15 protein-coding genes are annotated in these 13,456 nt (G+C 46.0%); 7 read left to right on the top strand and 8 right to left on the bottom strand.

Features of this window, described 5'->3' with window-relative positions; genetic code table 11:
- Positions 1–23 precede the first annotated feature (23 nt).
- Positions 24–716, bottom strand: a complete 693-nt coding sequence (locus IQ234_RS06840) for a Crp/Fnr family transcriptional regulator (RefSeq protein ID WP_193956536.1) — start codon at positions 714–716, stop codon at positions 24–26.
- Positions 717–1,193: 477 nt separating this feature from the next.
- Here IQ234_RS06840 and IQ234_RS06835 point away from each other — a divergent pair, with 477 nt between their 5' ends.
- Together IQ234_RS06835 and IQ234_RS06830 are read left to right on the top strand one after the other, a co-directional pair.
- Complete coding sequence (locus IQ234_RS06835) at positions 1,194–1,382, top strand: hypothetical protein (RefSeq protein WP_002752772.1); 189 nt, start codon at positions 1,194–1,196, stop codon at positions 1,380–1,382.
- Entirely contained in the window at positions 1,367–1,663 is a 297-nt protein-coding gene (locus tag IQ234_RS06830) for a type II toxin-antitoxin system RelE/ParE family toxin (protein WP_110579784.1), read from the top strand. The genes IQ234_RS06835 and IQ234_RS06830 overlap by 16 nt, the downstream gene beginning before the upstream one ends.
- Before the next feature lie 151 nt (positions 1,664–1,814).
- Here IQ234_RS06830 and IQ234_RS06825 read toward each other — a convergent pair whose 3' ends face one another.
- Positions 1,815–3,275: a GTP-binding protein gene (locus IQ234_RS06825; protein ID WP_110579783.1), complete on the bottom strand. Its 1,461-nt coding sequence runs from the start codon at positions 3,273–3,275 to the stop codon at positions 1,815–1,817.
- A gap of 187 nt (positions 3,276–3,462) precedes the next feature.
- Here IQ234_RS06825 and IQ234_RS06820 point away from each other — a divergent pair, with 187 nt between their 5' ends.
- From IQ234_RS06820 to mdh, 3 genes are all read left to right on the top strand, one after another.
- Positions 3,463–4,371, top strand: a complete 909-nt coding sequence (locus tag IQ234_RS06820; RefSeq protein WP_110579782.1) for a transglutaminase family protein — start codon at positions 3,463–3,465, stop codon at positions 4,369–4,371.
- 401 nt (positions 4,372–4,772) lie between these two features.
- Positions 4,773–4,988 carry an NAD(P)H-quinone oxidoreductase subunit O gene (locus IQ234_RS06815; protein WP_110579781.1) on the top strand — a complete coding sequence of 72 codons (216 nt, stop codon included), beginning with the start codon at positions 4,773–4,775 and terminating at the stop codon, positions 4,986–4,988.
- Positions 4,989–5,013: 25 nt separating this feature from the next.
- Positions 5,014–5,991 carry a malate dehydrogenase gene (gene mdh, locus IQ234_RS06810; protein WP_193956535.1) on the top strand — a complete coding sequence of 326 codons (978 nt, stop codon included), beginning with the start codon at positions 5,014–5,016 and terminating at the stop codon, positions 5,989–5,991.
- Positions 5,992–6,276: 285 nt separating this feature from the next.
- Here the strand turns inward: mdh and IQ234_RS06805 are convergent, their stop codons facing one another.
- From IQ234_RS06805 to psaM, 3 genes are all read right to left on the bottom strand, one after another.
- The gene (locus IQ234_RS06805) at positions 6,277–7,404 is read right to left on the bottom strand and encodes a THUMP domain-containing class I SAM-dependent RNA methyltransferase (protein WP_193956534.1); all 1,128 of its coding nucleotides are present in this window, start codon (positions 7,402–7,404) and stop codon (positions 6,277–6,279) included.
- 461 nt (positions 7,405–7,865) lie between these two features.
- The gene (locus tag IQ234_RS06800; RefSeq protein WP_193956533.1) at positions 7,866–8,216 is read right to left on the bottom strand and encodes a hypothetical protein; all 351 of its coding nucleotides are present in this window, start codon (positions 8,214–8,216) and stop codon (positions 7,866–7,868) included.
- Between the two features lie 147 nt (positions 8,217–8,363).
- Positions 8,364–8,456, bottom strand: a complete 93-nt coding sequence (gene psaM, locus IQ234_RS06795) for a photosystem I reaction center subunit XII (RefSeq protein WP_012264462.1) — start codon at positions 8,454–8,456, stop codon at positions 8,364–8,366.
- Between the two features lie 188 nt (positions 8,457–8,644).
- Here psaM and IQ234_RS06790 point away from each other — a divergent pair, with 188 nt between their 5' ends.
- A complete protein-coding gene (locus IQ234_RS06790) occupies positions 8,645–9,364 on the top strand; it encodes a TerC family protein (protein WP_193956532.1) in 720 nt (239 codons plus the stop codon).
- A gap of 464 nt (positions 9,365–9,828) precedes the next feature.
- Positions 9,829–10,311, top strand: coding sequence for a thiol-disulfide oxidoreductase DCC family protein (locus IQ234_RS06785; protein ID WP_193956531.1), 483 nt, complete (start codon positions 9,829–9,831; stop codon positions 10,309–10,311).
- A gap of 80 nt (positions 10,312–10,391) precedes the next feature.
- Here the strand turns inward: IQ234_RS06785 and IQ234_RS06780 are convergent, their stop codons facing one another.
- The 3 genes from IQ234_RS06780 to pstB form a co-directional block, all read right to left on the bottom strand.
- The gene (locus IQ234_RS06780) at positions 10,392–11,105 is read right to left on the bottom strand and encodes a cadmium resistance transporter (RefSeq protein WP_193956530.1); all 714 of its coding nucleotides are present in this window, start codon (positions 11,103–11,105) and stop codon (positions 10,392–10,394) included.
- A gap of 139 nt (positions 11,106–11,244) precedes the next feature.
- The gene (gene cax, locus IQ234_RS06775) at positions 11,245–12,336 is read right to left on the bottom strand and encodes a calcium/proton exchanger (protein WP_193956529.1); all 1,092 of its coding nucleotides are present in this window, start codon (positions 12,334–12,336) and stop codon (positions 11,245–11,247) included.
- Positions 12,337–12,409: 73 nt separating this feature from the next.
- The gene (pstB, locus tag IQ234_RS06770) at positions 12,410–13,207 is read right to left on the bottom strand and encodes a phosphate ABC transporter ATP-binding protein PstB (protein ID WP_193956528.1); all 798 of its coding nucleotides are present in this window, start codon (positions 13,205–13,207) and stop codon (positions 12,410–12,412) included.
- Between the last annotated feature and the right edge of the window lie 249 nt (positions 13,208–13,456).

The following is a 13,456-nucleotide window of genomic DNA, read 5'->3' as shown; positions in this document are numbered from 1 at the left end:
GAGTCAGCAACACCGCAGAAAAATTAATTCTGACTCAAGAATAAACTGGGCAATCCGATAAGATTATCCTGCTTAAAAAAGATCGAATTTTGTTGTCGCAATTTACCGATTAATCTTGTTACTGTTACTCTGGTAGTGCCGATGGCGCTGGCAATTTGAGCGTGAGTTAGGGGATAGGGAAGATAATAGCCTTCTACACAGGGTTGACCGTATTCTTCCAATAATAAAACCAAGAACCCCATTAATCGATCGAGGGAACGTTTTTGACCGAGAATACTCAACCAAAATAACTTACGCTGGTATTGATGGCGAAAAGTTTCCATAACAGCCGATCGCAATTGCGGCCATTGTTCTAGGTCTTCCCAGTATAACCAGACTAACTCGGTTCCGTCTAGATGAGCTTGGGCTTGTAATTGAAAGGGAAATTGAGAAACAATCTCAAAAGGTTGACCTGCACCCACAAAACCGAGAAATACTTCCTCACTATCGGCAATAGGTGGTTGACGAGGGAATTTTTGGTCGATAACGTTAACTTGTGCTTTACCAACAATACGAATCGCCCCAGATTCGACAAAGTATAACAGTCCGGGGCGCGTGGCTACTTTTTCATCTTTGGCAAAGGTATGATTACGATAATGGGATTTTGCCCAGTTAAAGATTTCTGTTTCTTGACCGATTAAGGGTATAAAATCCGACGAAGGAACCGAAGAAGACATTAAAATTAATAACCCACTGGGGCGTTGAGGGAACTGTAAACTAATGTAACAAAAAATTCCTGCGATTGGGGGGGGGGATATTGTGGCCGCTAGATGGTTATTGGTCAATAATCCCTAAAAGTTGCGGGGATTGAGCAGATAGGAGAATTATTAAGTATTCTTAACAGAATGCCCGCTCCAATGTTACAAAAGCTAGATAATCACCTTACCTATTCTTAACTTTTTCTCGCTTTTCCGGGGACTATGGCATAAGATAGGATGCGTGACTATTAATTTTCTATCTATGATATAGCGTTTCTCTTAAAGATGAAGTACAAAGAAATTTGGCATTATCTCTTGCCGACTGGCTACTGTTAACCGTTCCCTGTTCCCTAAAACCAGATACTTCGTACCTCACTATTAAGATAACTGCTATAGATGATAGTTGATAGATAATTTAAATTTATACTTTTCCTTAAAAACTTCGGTCAAACTTGTATGAATAGCATTAGACAAAAAGTGGAATCCCTCTTGAATCAATTACCGGATGATTGTTCAATTGAAGATATTCAGTATCATTTATACGTTCTGGAGAAGGTGCGTCAAAGTTTGAGCGCTGCTTCTCTAGAGAATACAATCCCCCAAGAAGAAGTTGAGGGTCTTTTAAACAAATGGCTGATCGAGTGAATTATCGCCTTGTCTGGTCGCCCAAAGCAATTGAAGACGTGGATGCGATCGCATCTTATATTAGTCGAGATTCCCCGTCCTACGCGGCGGCCGTCGTGCGTCGAATTCTTGATATAAGCTATTCTTTAGAAAATTGTCCCCTAGAAGCGAAAAAATGCGCCGAATTTAGCGATGATACCATCCGAGAAAAGTCTGCCTATGCCTACCGTCTGATCTATCAAATTCAAGGGGTGGTAGTTATTATAGCGGCGATTGTCCATAGTAAGCATTTCTTGGATTGATCGAGTCAGTGATCAGTGATCAACTGTTAGGAGTCGGTCGTCAGGAGATAGGAGATAGGGTGTTGGGGTGTCAGGGTTTTAGGGTTTTAGGGTTTTAGTTGAAATTTCCCCACTTCCCACTTCCCCACTTCCCCACTTCCTAATTCATAATTCATAATTCATAATTTCCACTTCTCCTAACCCCCACCCCCAATTTTGAGCCTAATTCCCGCTTAATCCGGTTGAGAATCGAGGTTTCGTCGAGGGAATCGAGAATACTGGCTACCACTGCCTTGGGGCCATCGGGTCCCCAGGTGGCCCCATTAGCGAGATAGGTTTTCGTCACTTGGCCGATCGCATAACAGGATACACCGGCAACCCCCGCTTGAGTCAGGGCGATCGAAGTATAGGGAAGAAGAGAAATGCCGCCAGTGGCAGGAATCGAGAGGCCAAGCAGTCCTTTGAGGGAACTTAAGCCCAAAACCGCTAAAAATTCGCTGGCACTAATACCCCCCATATTGAGGGCAATTTTTTGTAAAAGAGCGATCGCCCCCTGACGAGTTAAATCGATGCCGTATAAGCGAGAAAGAGCGAGAATCATGGCTAGATCGATAACTGCTCCCGTAAACAAATCCAACACCGTCACTGGATTAAGAGCGATCGCCGATGCTTTGATCATCACTGCTTTTTGAATCAATTGATTAGCACCGCGATCACGGATAGCCATTTTGCGGGCGACAATTTGCTCGTTTACCTCGTCCGCATACAGCATAGAATTGAGTGCTACCAGTGATTTACCCTCTCGCTCTAGAATTTCTAAAATTTTGAGTTTCAGAGCTTCTATCTGGGGTTTTCCTCGAAATCGTTGCGTTTTTATCCGCCCATCCTGAGCCTTGACGGTCTCCGTCAAGAGGGGAGAGGCCGCCACCATAACAATCTCATCGGGGGAGAGTAATTCTTTCACCCGTTCTGAGGCGATTTTCTCATAGATAGCGAGGCGATCGACTTCTGGATACTGATCGATTTTATTAAAGACCAAAATCATCGGTTTTCCCGCTTCCCGCAACTTGGCCAGGGCGGAAAATTCCACTTTGGTCATATCACCAGAGATGATAAAAAGGATTAAATCCACCTGCTGCGCCACCTGACAGGCGAGAATTTCCCTCGTTTGCCCATCTACCTCATCAATACCGGGAGTATCAAGCAATTGCACCTGAGCATTACCCTGGCCGTTCAGGGTCAGACGCGCTAGATTAGGGAAAGTATCATCGCTGCTTAACTGCCAATTTACCCCTTTAATGGTGCGGGTAACTCCGTGTAGAGGACCGGTCGTAAAGATTTCTTGACCGACCAGAGCATTTAAAATCGAGGATTTTCCCCGGCCCACCAGGCCAAAAGCGGCAATTTGAATCAGGGATCGATCGAGTTTTTCCAGCAGGGCCACTAGGCGATCGATCTCCGCTTCTAGACCAATTTTCTCGATCGAGGTAAGATCGAGACGCTCAACAAGTTTGCCCAGAGAATTGCGTGCCTGATTATAGTTGAGTTCTTCTTGAATAGTGCCGACACCTCGAAGCGCTTGTTCTAGGTCTTCGGTATTCCAAGCTCGATCGAGGAACGGGTCAGAGGTCATGAGGAGAGAAAAAAATCGGCTGATGGATTGAGTATAGTTTAGCCCACATAAGCTAAGACGTATTTAAACCCCTTATTCTTTAGATTAGTCGAATCTCCCCCAATCCCTTTGCTTTTGCCTTTTGCCTCTTGCCTCGTCTCAACAAGCAATTTAATTATAACCAGCTACTTTATTAAGGATAATCAGGATGAGTGTCATCTACGACTTGGAACACATCACCACCTATCATTATCGTCAACCGGTAACTTTTGGGGAACATCGGGCGATTTTTTTGCCTAGTGCCGGTCACGGCGAAAGAATTATCAGTTATTCTGTAGAAGCGAATATTGCCGCCAAAACGCGCTGGACTATGGATACTCTATCTAACAATGTGGTAGAGCTTGAATTTGCTGAACCAGCGTCAGAATTAATCGTTACCTGTCGATTACGGGCGGAACATTTTGGCTTAAAAGCGATCGCTGATTTTCCCCTCGCTCAACGGGCGATCGAAATTCCTGTCCAATATACCCCCGATGAATGGTTAGATCTAGTGGTGTTTATGCGTCCCCACGCTGAGGATGCCGACGGCAGCTTGGCAGCTTGGGCCAAAAGTTTTGTAGCGGGGGACCAAGATAATACCCTCGATGCCATGGCAAGAATGATGGCCGCTATCAAAGATAATTTTACTTACCAATCCCGGGAGAGTGAAGGAACTCAATCCCCCGGAGAAACCCTGCGGCTAAAGTCGGGAACTTGTCGCGATTATGCTTGGTTGATGATCGAAGCTTTGCGAAGATTGGGTTTAGCCTGTCGTTTTGTCAGTGGCTATCTCTACGATGCTGCCCTCGACGGTGGTGAAGTGGGAATGACTGGCTCTGGCGCTACCCATGCTTGGTTACAGGTTTATCTACCGGGGGCCGGTTGGCGTAATTATGATCCGACTAATCAAATTACCGCCGGCTTTGATTTAATTCGAGTGGCGATCGCTCGTCATCCCGGTCAAATCATACCTCTTTCTGGTTCTTGGTTTGGCGATGCCGATGACTTTTTGTCTATGGATGTTAAAGTCACCATTCGCAAGCTGGGGACGCTGCCAGATTTTGATCCGAGGGAATAGGTTGAATTATCGGGTTTTTCCTTGACCGGCGATCGGTTTCTGACTCCCCCAAAGGAAAACTTCCTCCTTCACTATTAGGATAACTGCTAGGGTGTTCGTAATTTATAGCGTTTTTCAGTCTGCTGAGGTACAAAAGTTATGGGTTTTAGGCAAAAGGCAAAGGGGAAGAAAAATAGGTGTACCTCACTAGCTTAGGAAACGCTATAAAATCCATTTTTAATTTAATTATAACCAGCCACTTAAGTACATCAAAGCTTTTAGCCTAACCAATTAGGTTTTAGATTCGGCCTTTGGTATCACTCATCAGTTCAGTGATGACTGAAAAAAGCTCTTGTCAGAGGTCTGCCCGAATATGTAACAATTTATGGGAGAAACCCCCAAGCAAATTTAACCAGAAAAACATGGCAGCTACAATTAAGAAAGGAGCTTTAGTCCGCGTGGTGACGGGAAACCTAGAAAATAGCCTGGAGGCCCTGGCCAGCGATCGCCGTTTACCCAGTTATATGTTCGACTCGACAGCAGAAGTCTTGGATATAAAAGATGATTATGCTTTGATTAAATTCTATGTTCCCACCCCCAGTGTGTGGCTAAAGCTCGAACAACTGGAACCCGCCTGATGAGGAATTGCCTCATCCATAAACCATGGTTGACTTCTACGATACACCCATCCCCTGTCAATCGCCCCGAGTCTCGGTTATTGGTGCCGGCAACGTCGGACGCACCCTGGCCCAACGCATCGCCGAAAAAAACCTCGCTGATGTGGTTCTCCTCGATATCGTCAATGGTTTACCCCAGGGTATTGCCCTAGATTTGATGGAAGCTCAGGGCATAGAACTGCACGACAGCGAGATTATCGGCACTAATAACTACGAAGACACGGCAGGCTCGGATATTGTCGTGATTACGGCTGGATTAGCCAGAAAACCGGGCATGAGTCGCGATGACCTCATGAATGTTAACGCCAAAATTGTCGTCGAGGCCGCCACTAAATGCCTCCAGTATTCTCCGGAAGCCATTTTTATTGTCATCACTAATCCCCTGGATGTGATGACCTATCTAGTCTGGCAAGCGACCGGTTTACCCCCCCAAAGAGTGATGGGAATGGCAGGGGTCCTCGATTCTTCCCGTTTACAAACCTTTATCGCCATGGAATTGGGGGTTAGTACCGCCGACGTTCATGCTATGGTTTTGGGTGGTCACGGTGATTTAATGTTGCCCTTACCCCGTTACTGTACCGTCAGTGGTGTGCCGATTACCGAATTAATGGACGAGATGACGATTAACCGTTTAGTGGAGAGAACTCGCAACGGTGGGGCTGAAATCGTCAAATTACTGCAAACTGGCGGCGCTTATTACGCCCCTGCTTCCTCTGCCTGTACCATGGTCGAGACGATATTGAGAAATCAATCCCGTTTACTGCCGGCGGCAGCCTATCTTAAGGGTGAATACGGTTTACAGGATGTCTATCTGGGGGTTCCCTGTCGCCTAGGCTGTCGGGGTGTGGAAAGTATTCTGGAAGTGCGTTTGACCGATGCTGAACGTCTGGATTTACACACTTCTGCTGCCTCAGTTCGTCAAAATGTTCATTTAGCCCTTGACAGTCTCAAGGTTTTGATGTAGTCAGGGTTTGCTGAAAAAGTTTGTTGGTGGGGTTAGGAGTCAGGAGTCTCCGAGTCAGGAGTCAGGAGGGGAAGTCAGAATAACAGAATGACCTCGCGCACTGGGAAGCGGAACCCTTTGTGTGATAAGTTTAACTTATATAGGAGCGATCAATCTTTGTGTCTTTTGTGTCTTTGTGGTTCTTCCCACTCCCTCGCCAACAGGACTGTATCTTAGAATACATTTTACCCACCAAACCTAAGAGAACCGCTAATCTAAGAATAAGCGGCTTAAATGCGTCTTAGCTTAATACAACTCATATTTTAAGAGGGTACAGGGCAGAGAACCGTTATACAAGGGAGTGCGACGGGAAGAACGCAGACCGATTTGTTTAGTCAGTTCTTTGTTTCCCGATAAAATATAGGCTGTCCAACCCTTAAACCTCTGTTTTAAGACATCACCGAAGGATTTATATAGGGCCCCTAATTCTTCGGTATTGCCCAATCTTTTGCCGTAAGGGGGATTACAGAGAATAATCCCTCGATCGCTCGCCGGTTCTAAGTCGGTGATGCTTTGCAAGCTAAAATTAATATAGTCCTGCACTTGACAAAAATAGGCGTTATCCTCGGCCTGATGCAAAACCTCATAATCGGCATCACTAGCATAAATTGGCGCATTTAGTTGAAATTTTTGTTTTTCTTTAGCTTCCTGAAGCAAAGATTGCCATAAATCCGGTTGATAGTCTGGCCATTTCTGAAATCCGAACTGGGAACGGGATAAACCGGGGGCAATATTTAAAGCTTTTAACGTTGCTTCGATGACAATGGTTCCCGAACCACAAAAAGGGTCTAAAAGTGCCATATCATCCTGCCATGCCGATAATTCTACCAAAGCAGCGGCGAGACTTTCTTTCAGAGGTGCGACTCCCATGGCCCGATGATACCCGCGACGATGCAAACTGTGGCCAGAACTATCTAAACTAAGCACACAGCGATTTTTCTCGATATGAGCGTTAATTTGCAGGTCGGGGTTTTCTGTATCCACAAAAGAACGGGGATTGCCCTGTTGACGCTGTTGGTCGATAATAGCGTTTTTGATGCTTAAAGCGGTGTAATGGGTGTGATTGAGGCGATCGTTCGTTCCCGTACATTGTACCGCTAAAGTTTCCTCACTGCTGAGATAATCGCGCCAATCAATGGCTTGAATGCCATCATACAGTTCCTTCCCATCCCCACAGGGAATTTCGGCAATGGGAACCAAAACCCGAAAAATAATTCTTGACCAAAGATTGACTCGATAGAGTAGGGAGATATCCCCCTGAAAATGGACTCCAGTGAATACTGGTTTCACTTCTTTTGCCCCTAGGAATTCTAATTCCCTAGCGGCAATTTCTTCTAGTCCCCTAGCGGTAGTAGCAAAATAGGATCGAGTCATTTCAGTTATCAGTTATCAGTTATCAGTTATCAGTTATCAGGTTTCAGTCATCAGTTATCAGTTATCAGATGTGAGTTTTCAGTGACTAGCGCCGGTCGTTGGTAGCTTGAAATCAGAAAGATTTTAATTTTTATCCCCTTGTAAATTCCCTATCTGATTCCCTCAAGTCATTTAAAATGGGTGCATCTCATTATTCAAAGAGGGCGAATGCAATTCGCCCCTACAATAATATTATTGTGCCAATGGTAGGGGCGCACCGTGGTCAGTGAGTTTATCGAACTGCGTGCGCCCAAAATGTCCTATAGATATTTCTTCAAAATTCAGCTGCACCCATAATAATCCTCTTTTGTCAAGGCAGAAATGCTTAAGAATTGTGTCGCTGTGGTCATTAGTTTTATCCCGACTCTGTGGCCCTCTCCTCTAGAGTCTTAACAAGTAATTGAGATGTAAGGGCAGCTAATCTACTGAGAAACCCAAAAAATGCGTCTTTGATTGGGATCCCGTCGGGGACTTTGTTCCCCCATGACTTGCCGCGCTTGACTAGGATCAAAGCTGCGAGTAAATTGACCGCGCAATTGATTGACGCGTTCCTCCTTTTCTTGGGCTGCCAAACGCACTTCTTCCAGTTTTGCCTGTTGCATCTGTTGGTAGGGTAACAAACGAGCGATCGCAAAAACCGCCGTGATGGAAATGGCGCTATAGGCAATAATTCGCAGCCAAATCTCGATAACTTGCCATTTTTGGGATTTATTGCCACTTTTTGGCTTTTTTTGTGTTTTTTTGTCGGTTTGGTTTCGTGTTCGTGCGGTCATAGATTTATGAGTACAAGTAAAATCGGTCAGAAAGTGGCTAATTACTTTCAATTTACACCCAATCACTGATAACCGATAACCGAAAAAACCCCAATCGGTCTATCCTATAGCTAGGTTAGACGGGATCAGGGTTTATTGAAAGCGACTTTACTTATAAAGTTCCGTCGCTAGACGAAAAGCCAAAATCCCGGGGATTAAAGCAATTACCAGAGCGACCAAAACTTGAGTATCAGAAAGCATTGCTGATTATCTCCTCATAAAGATATTCATCCAATACTTTCCGACATCATCGGGGTTCTCTGCATCATTTCGTTACAAGACTTCATATCTCCCCCCCCGATGACGGTTATCTCCCCTAGAAAAGAAAGTTGTAAAAGCGTTAAGCTGAAGTATTGCCATGATTACATTTATTTTTACCTGCGGCCTCAATGTTAGACTCGCTCCTTGATTCATCTCTAACCCTTAGTCTAAAAACCCCGTTAATTCTGTTGGTTCTCATTGCCCTAGAAGCGGTATTATCAGCAGATAACGCCATTGCTCTCGCTTCCATAGCACAGGGATTAGGAGATCATCAGCGTCAACGTCAGGCCTTGAATATTGGCTTAGTTTTCGCCTATATTCTCCGTATGGTCTTGATTCTTACCGCCACCTGGGTGGTTAAATACTGGCAGTTTGAACTTTTGGGAGCAGTATATTTGCTCTGGTTAGTCTTTAATTACTTTGCCTCCCCTGAAGACAAGGACCACACCCATCATAGTCTCAAGTTTCAATCTCTCTGGCAAGCTATCCCCCTAATTGCCGTTACTGATTTAGCTTTTTCCCTCGATAGTGTCACCACCTCCATCGCCGTGGCCGATGATACTTGGTTAATCCTGCTTGGTGGTACGATCGGAGTAGTTACCCTGCGCTTTATGGCGGGTTTATTTATTCGCTGGTTAGAGGAATACACCCACCTAGAAGATGCTGGTTTTGTCACCGTCGGTTTGGTGGGTTTAAGATTGCTGTTGCGGGTTATTAGTCCCGATTTTGTGCCGCCAGAATGGATTATGATTAGTTTAATTGCTATCCTCTTTGCTTGGGGTTTCTCAAAACGCAACGATCGAGAACCAATAGAGAGTGATGCCATCCAATCTGATGAATTGCCATAAAATAATCATCAGGAGTCAGGAGTCAGGAGTCAGGAGATTATTTTTATGGTTCTTCCGAACTTACGCTGTAGAAAATTCCCCAAGCTCCCTCTCTGTCCAGCAATGCTCTAAAGTTGATAAATATCAATCTAACAAAAACTCAAAGCCTTGCTGTACAAGCTTTACAAGCATGAGTTGTTAATAGTTTTGCATGACAGATTCGGTAGAGCCATTTTTTTTTATTTATTCTCCCCATTTCCCCACTTCCCCACTCCCTACTGGCTCTTCTAGGTTCTGTGTGATAAGTTTAACTCACAATATGATCGATCAATCTTTGTGTCCTTTGTGTCTTTGTGGTTCGTTCCACCCCCTCGCTAGGAGGAATGTATCTTAGAATACATTTTACCCACCAAACCTGGGAGAGCCCCCTACTTCTCAACCCCTCACTAATTACCGACCACTGAAAAGAAAATCCCTAGAAGATCATGCCATCTTTACCGACTCCATCTGCTGATACCTTAGAAAATTCTACTCGATCGCCCTCTTGGAAAATTAAACTCCTCTACGATGGAGAATGTCCCCTCTGCTTGCGTGAGGTCAATTTTCTGCAAAAACGGGATGCTGGGAGAGGATTAGTTGCTTTTGTCGATATTGCCGACGAAAACTATAATCCAGAGGAAAATGGCGGTATTTCCTTCGCGGCAGCCATGGGACGAATCCACGCCGTACTAGCCGATGGTACTATTCTCCAAAATGTGGAAGTGTTTCGCCAAGTCTATGACATTTTAGGCATTGGTTGGATTTATGCCGCTACCAAATGGCCGGTTATTGGGTTTCTAGTGGATATTATCTATGAAATTTGGGCTTCTTGGCGATTAACCTTAACCGGACGACCGAATTTACAAATAATCTTAGCAGAACGTCAAAAACGTCTGGAATGCAACGCATCAAATCGTTGTTCTCGGTAAGTTAAAATCTCCTAACCCTACCCCCCACTCAGAATCACCCCTTGGGATGGGATAATTCTGACCTAGCAATAAATGGTACTTTATTTTTTTGCCAGTTCCTGACCGCGACCTGCGATCGCCCAGAGATAACTAATTGCTAAGGCCAAAAACGTGAGGGGAATACTTTCTTTGACGATAAAAATCCCTAAACCGATCAGCACACAGGGAACAAAGGTACTTCCCTGACTGGTTAGGATAGTGGCGATGGTCGGCACACTGGTCAACCCGTAGGCGATTGCACACCAAACCCCCACCAGAATCAAAAACACGCTGACGATAACGATCAAACTTGTGACGGTACTACTGGCAAACAGGGGAATATAAATGCCGATATTATCGCTGCCGTTAGCGACGGTTAAGGCAGCCACGCTATAGGTGCGCGAGTCAAACCAACCACCGAAGGGTTTACCCTGAGCTACGCCGAAGGGGGAATTTTTCGCACCCTCCAGGTCCACTTCCACATTCTCCGGCTCTTCCTCCTCCTCTTCTTTGAGAAGGGAAAAGATGCCGAGAATCACAGGAAAGAGGCCTAGATAGCGAATCCATGGGTTAGGGATGAGAAAACAACCGAAAAATCCCGCTAAACTGGCAATAACCAGCAGAATAAAGCCGATATACTGACCGATAACGATATCGCGACGACGGAAGAGTTTTCCCGTTTGGCTGAAGAGAATCGTCAGAATCAATATATCGTCGAGGTTGGTGGCGACGAATGCTGCTACACCGGTGGATATCGCGATCGCAATCTCGATCATCGTTTTTTTCCTTAAAATGGCCGTCTGGTTCGTTCGTTATACCTTAACCATGGCAGGGGAAACCGATCAATTAATCGGCAACGGGAGAATTTTACTACCCATCCCAATGGAGAAACTGTATTTCCCACGACCGATCGCCTTATCCCGGTGCGGGATGGAAAAAGAAAGCGAGGGCGATCACCGCGTAGGTCGCCACCAGTAATATACCCTCTAGCCAGTTCGAGCGACCGTCGTTACTGATCGAGTTAGTCAGCCACACTGCGACGGCGACGGCGACCAATTCAAACGGATCGAAATCGAGAGCCATGGGCTGACCGAGGAAATAACCCGCAATCACGAGGACAGGTGCGACAAAAAGTGCGATTTGCAGACTGGAACCGACGGTGACAGAAACCGCCAGATCCATTTTGTCTTTTAAGGCAACCCTAACCGCAGTGGCGTGTTCGGCTGCGTTGCCGATAATTGGCAGCAGGATCACCCCCGTGAAAAGGGTTGTTAATCCTAATTCGCTCGTAGCTTCCTCTAGGGTATTAACTAACAATTCCGATTCGATCGCCACCCCGAGCGTCACGAGCAGTAATATCCCCACCCACAGCCAGAGATTCGGCTTTTTTACGCTTACGGCTTCCCCCGACTCTTGATCGAGATCGGCAACCCCCACTTCGTAAAGATAGGTGTGGGTCTTCATCGAAAACAGCAGACTCAGACCATACACAAAAATTAATACCGCCGCCACCGCTACCGAGAGACGCTGTAGGACGATCTCCTGGATTGCGGCGGAGGTGTATTGAACGGTCGTGGGTAGGAGGATCGCGGCGACGGCGAGATTCATCGACGAGGAATTTAAACGGGCGGTCACGGGCTGGAATTTCTGTTCTTTATAGCGTAATCCGCCGAAAAACATCGATACGCCCGTTACCAGCAGCAGATTCCCGATAATCGAACCAGTAATGGTCGCTTTCACCACCTCGATCAAACCCTCTTCCAAGGCGGCGTAGGCGAGAATTAATTCGGTAGCGTTGCCGAAGGTGGCATTCAGTAAACCGCCGAGATTGGGTCCGACCACGACGGCGATTTCCTCGGTTGCCTTTCCCATGTAAGCGGCCAGGGGAACGATCGCCAGACAAGCACTCAGAAAAATGATCGTCACGTCCCAATGGCGGAAATTACCAGCGATCGAGATCGGGACAAAAACCAACAAAATGGCGAAAATCCAGTTTTTTATATTCATACCAAGGGATGTTTCGGGATCAAACCGCGCACGGTTTTGAAAAAGAGACTATCAGCCTTTTTTACTGTTTCAATTACCCGAATCGCCCAGTAATATACTCCCGGGCCTCGTCGGTTTGCGGATTGCCGAACATAACTTCCGTGGGGCTGAATTCGACTAATTTCCCCCGGCGTTTCCCGAACGAATCGGTTTCGGTGTTAAAAAACGCCGTCCAGTCGGCGATCCGCGATGCCTGCTGCATATTGTGGGTGACGGTGATGATCGTGTAACTTTCCTTCAGTTGTAGGCACAATTCCTCCACCTGACGGGTAGAAATGGGATCGAGAGCCGAACAGGGTTCATCCATCAATAAAACATCTGGCTTCATAGCGATCGCACGGGCAATACAGAGGCGCTGTTGCTGTCCCCCCGATAGTGCCGTTCCTTTTTCTTTCAGTTTGTCCTTTACTTCCTCCCAGATCGCCGCCTGCCGCAGGGAAGACTCGACCAATTCCTCAAGATTTCCCTGATAACCGTTGGTTCGGGGCGCGTAGGCGATATTCTCGTAAATGCTCTTGGGAAAAGGGTTCGGACGTTGGAAAACCATCCCCACCTGTCGCCGTAACTTGACGGCGTTGACCTGCGAATCGTAAATATTCTGATTTCGGTAGAGTAATCTTCCCTCCACCTTGGCACCGGGGATCAGATCGTTCATTCGGTTAAAGCAGCGCAAGAGGGTACTTTTCCCGCAACCGGAGGGGCCGATAAAGGCGACGATTTTTCGCGCAGGAATTTTAATATGAACGTCCACAAGAGCGAGAAACCCGTTATAAAAAACTTTCACTCCTTCCGCATCGAAAACACTGTGATCTGGGTTAAGGTGGGTAGTCATGGCAAAAATTCTCCTGAGTATGATTAAAGATGTGTTTCGAGGGCAGTGGGGAGTAGAGGAGTGGGCAATTAAGAAGTTAAATAGGGCTGGCTGAATAAAGTTAAAAACCTTGTTGGGTAAGAATTTTAGACCTTTTGTCAATCAAAAAGTACTGGATATGGCAGTGATCGGGGGGAAATTTAGGCACTTTTTCCGTGAAAATTAGGTAATTGGCCACCTCAAAACTGGTAAAACCCCACACCCCACACC

Source organism: Microcystis aeruginosa LEGE 91341 (genome assembly GCF_015206885.1).
GTDB lineage: Bacteria > Cyanobacteriota > Cyanobacteriia > Cyanobacteriales > Microcystaceae > Microcystis > Microcystis aeruginosa_H.
Note: the sequence above shows the minus strand (reverse complement) of the source record. Positions and strands in the feature narration are given on the sequence as shown.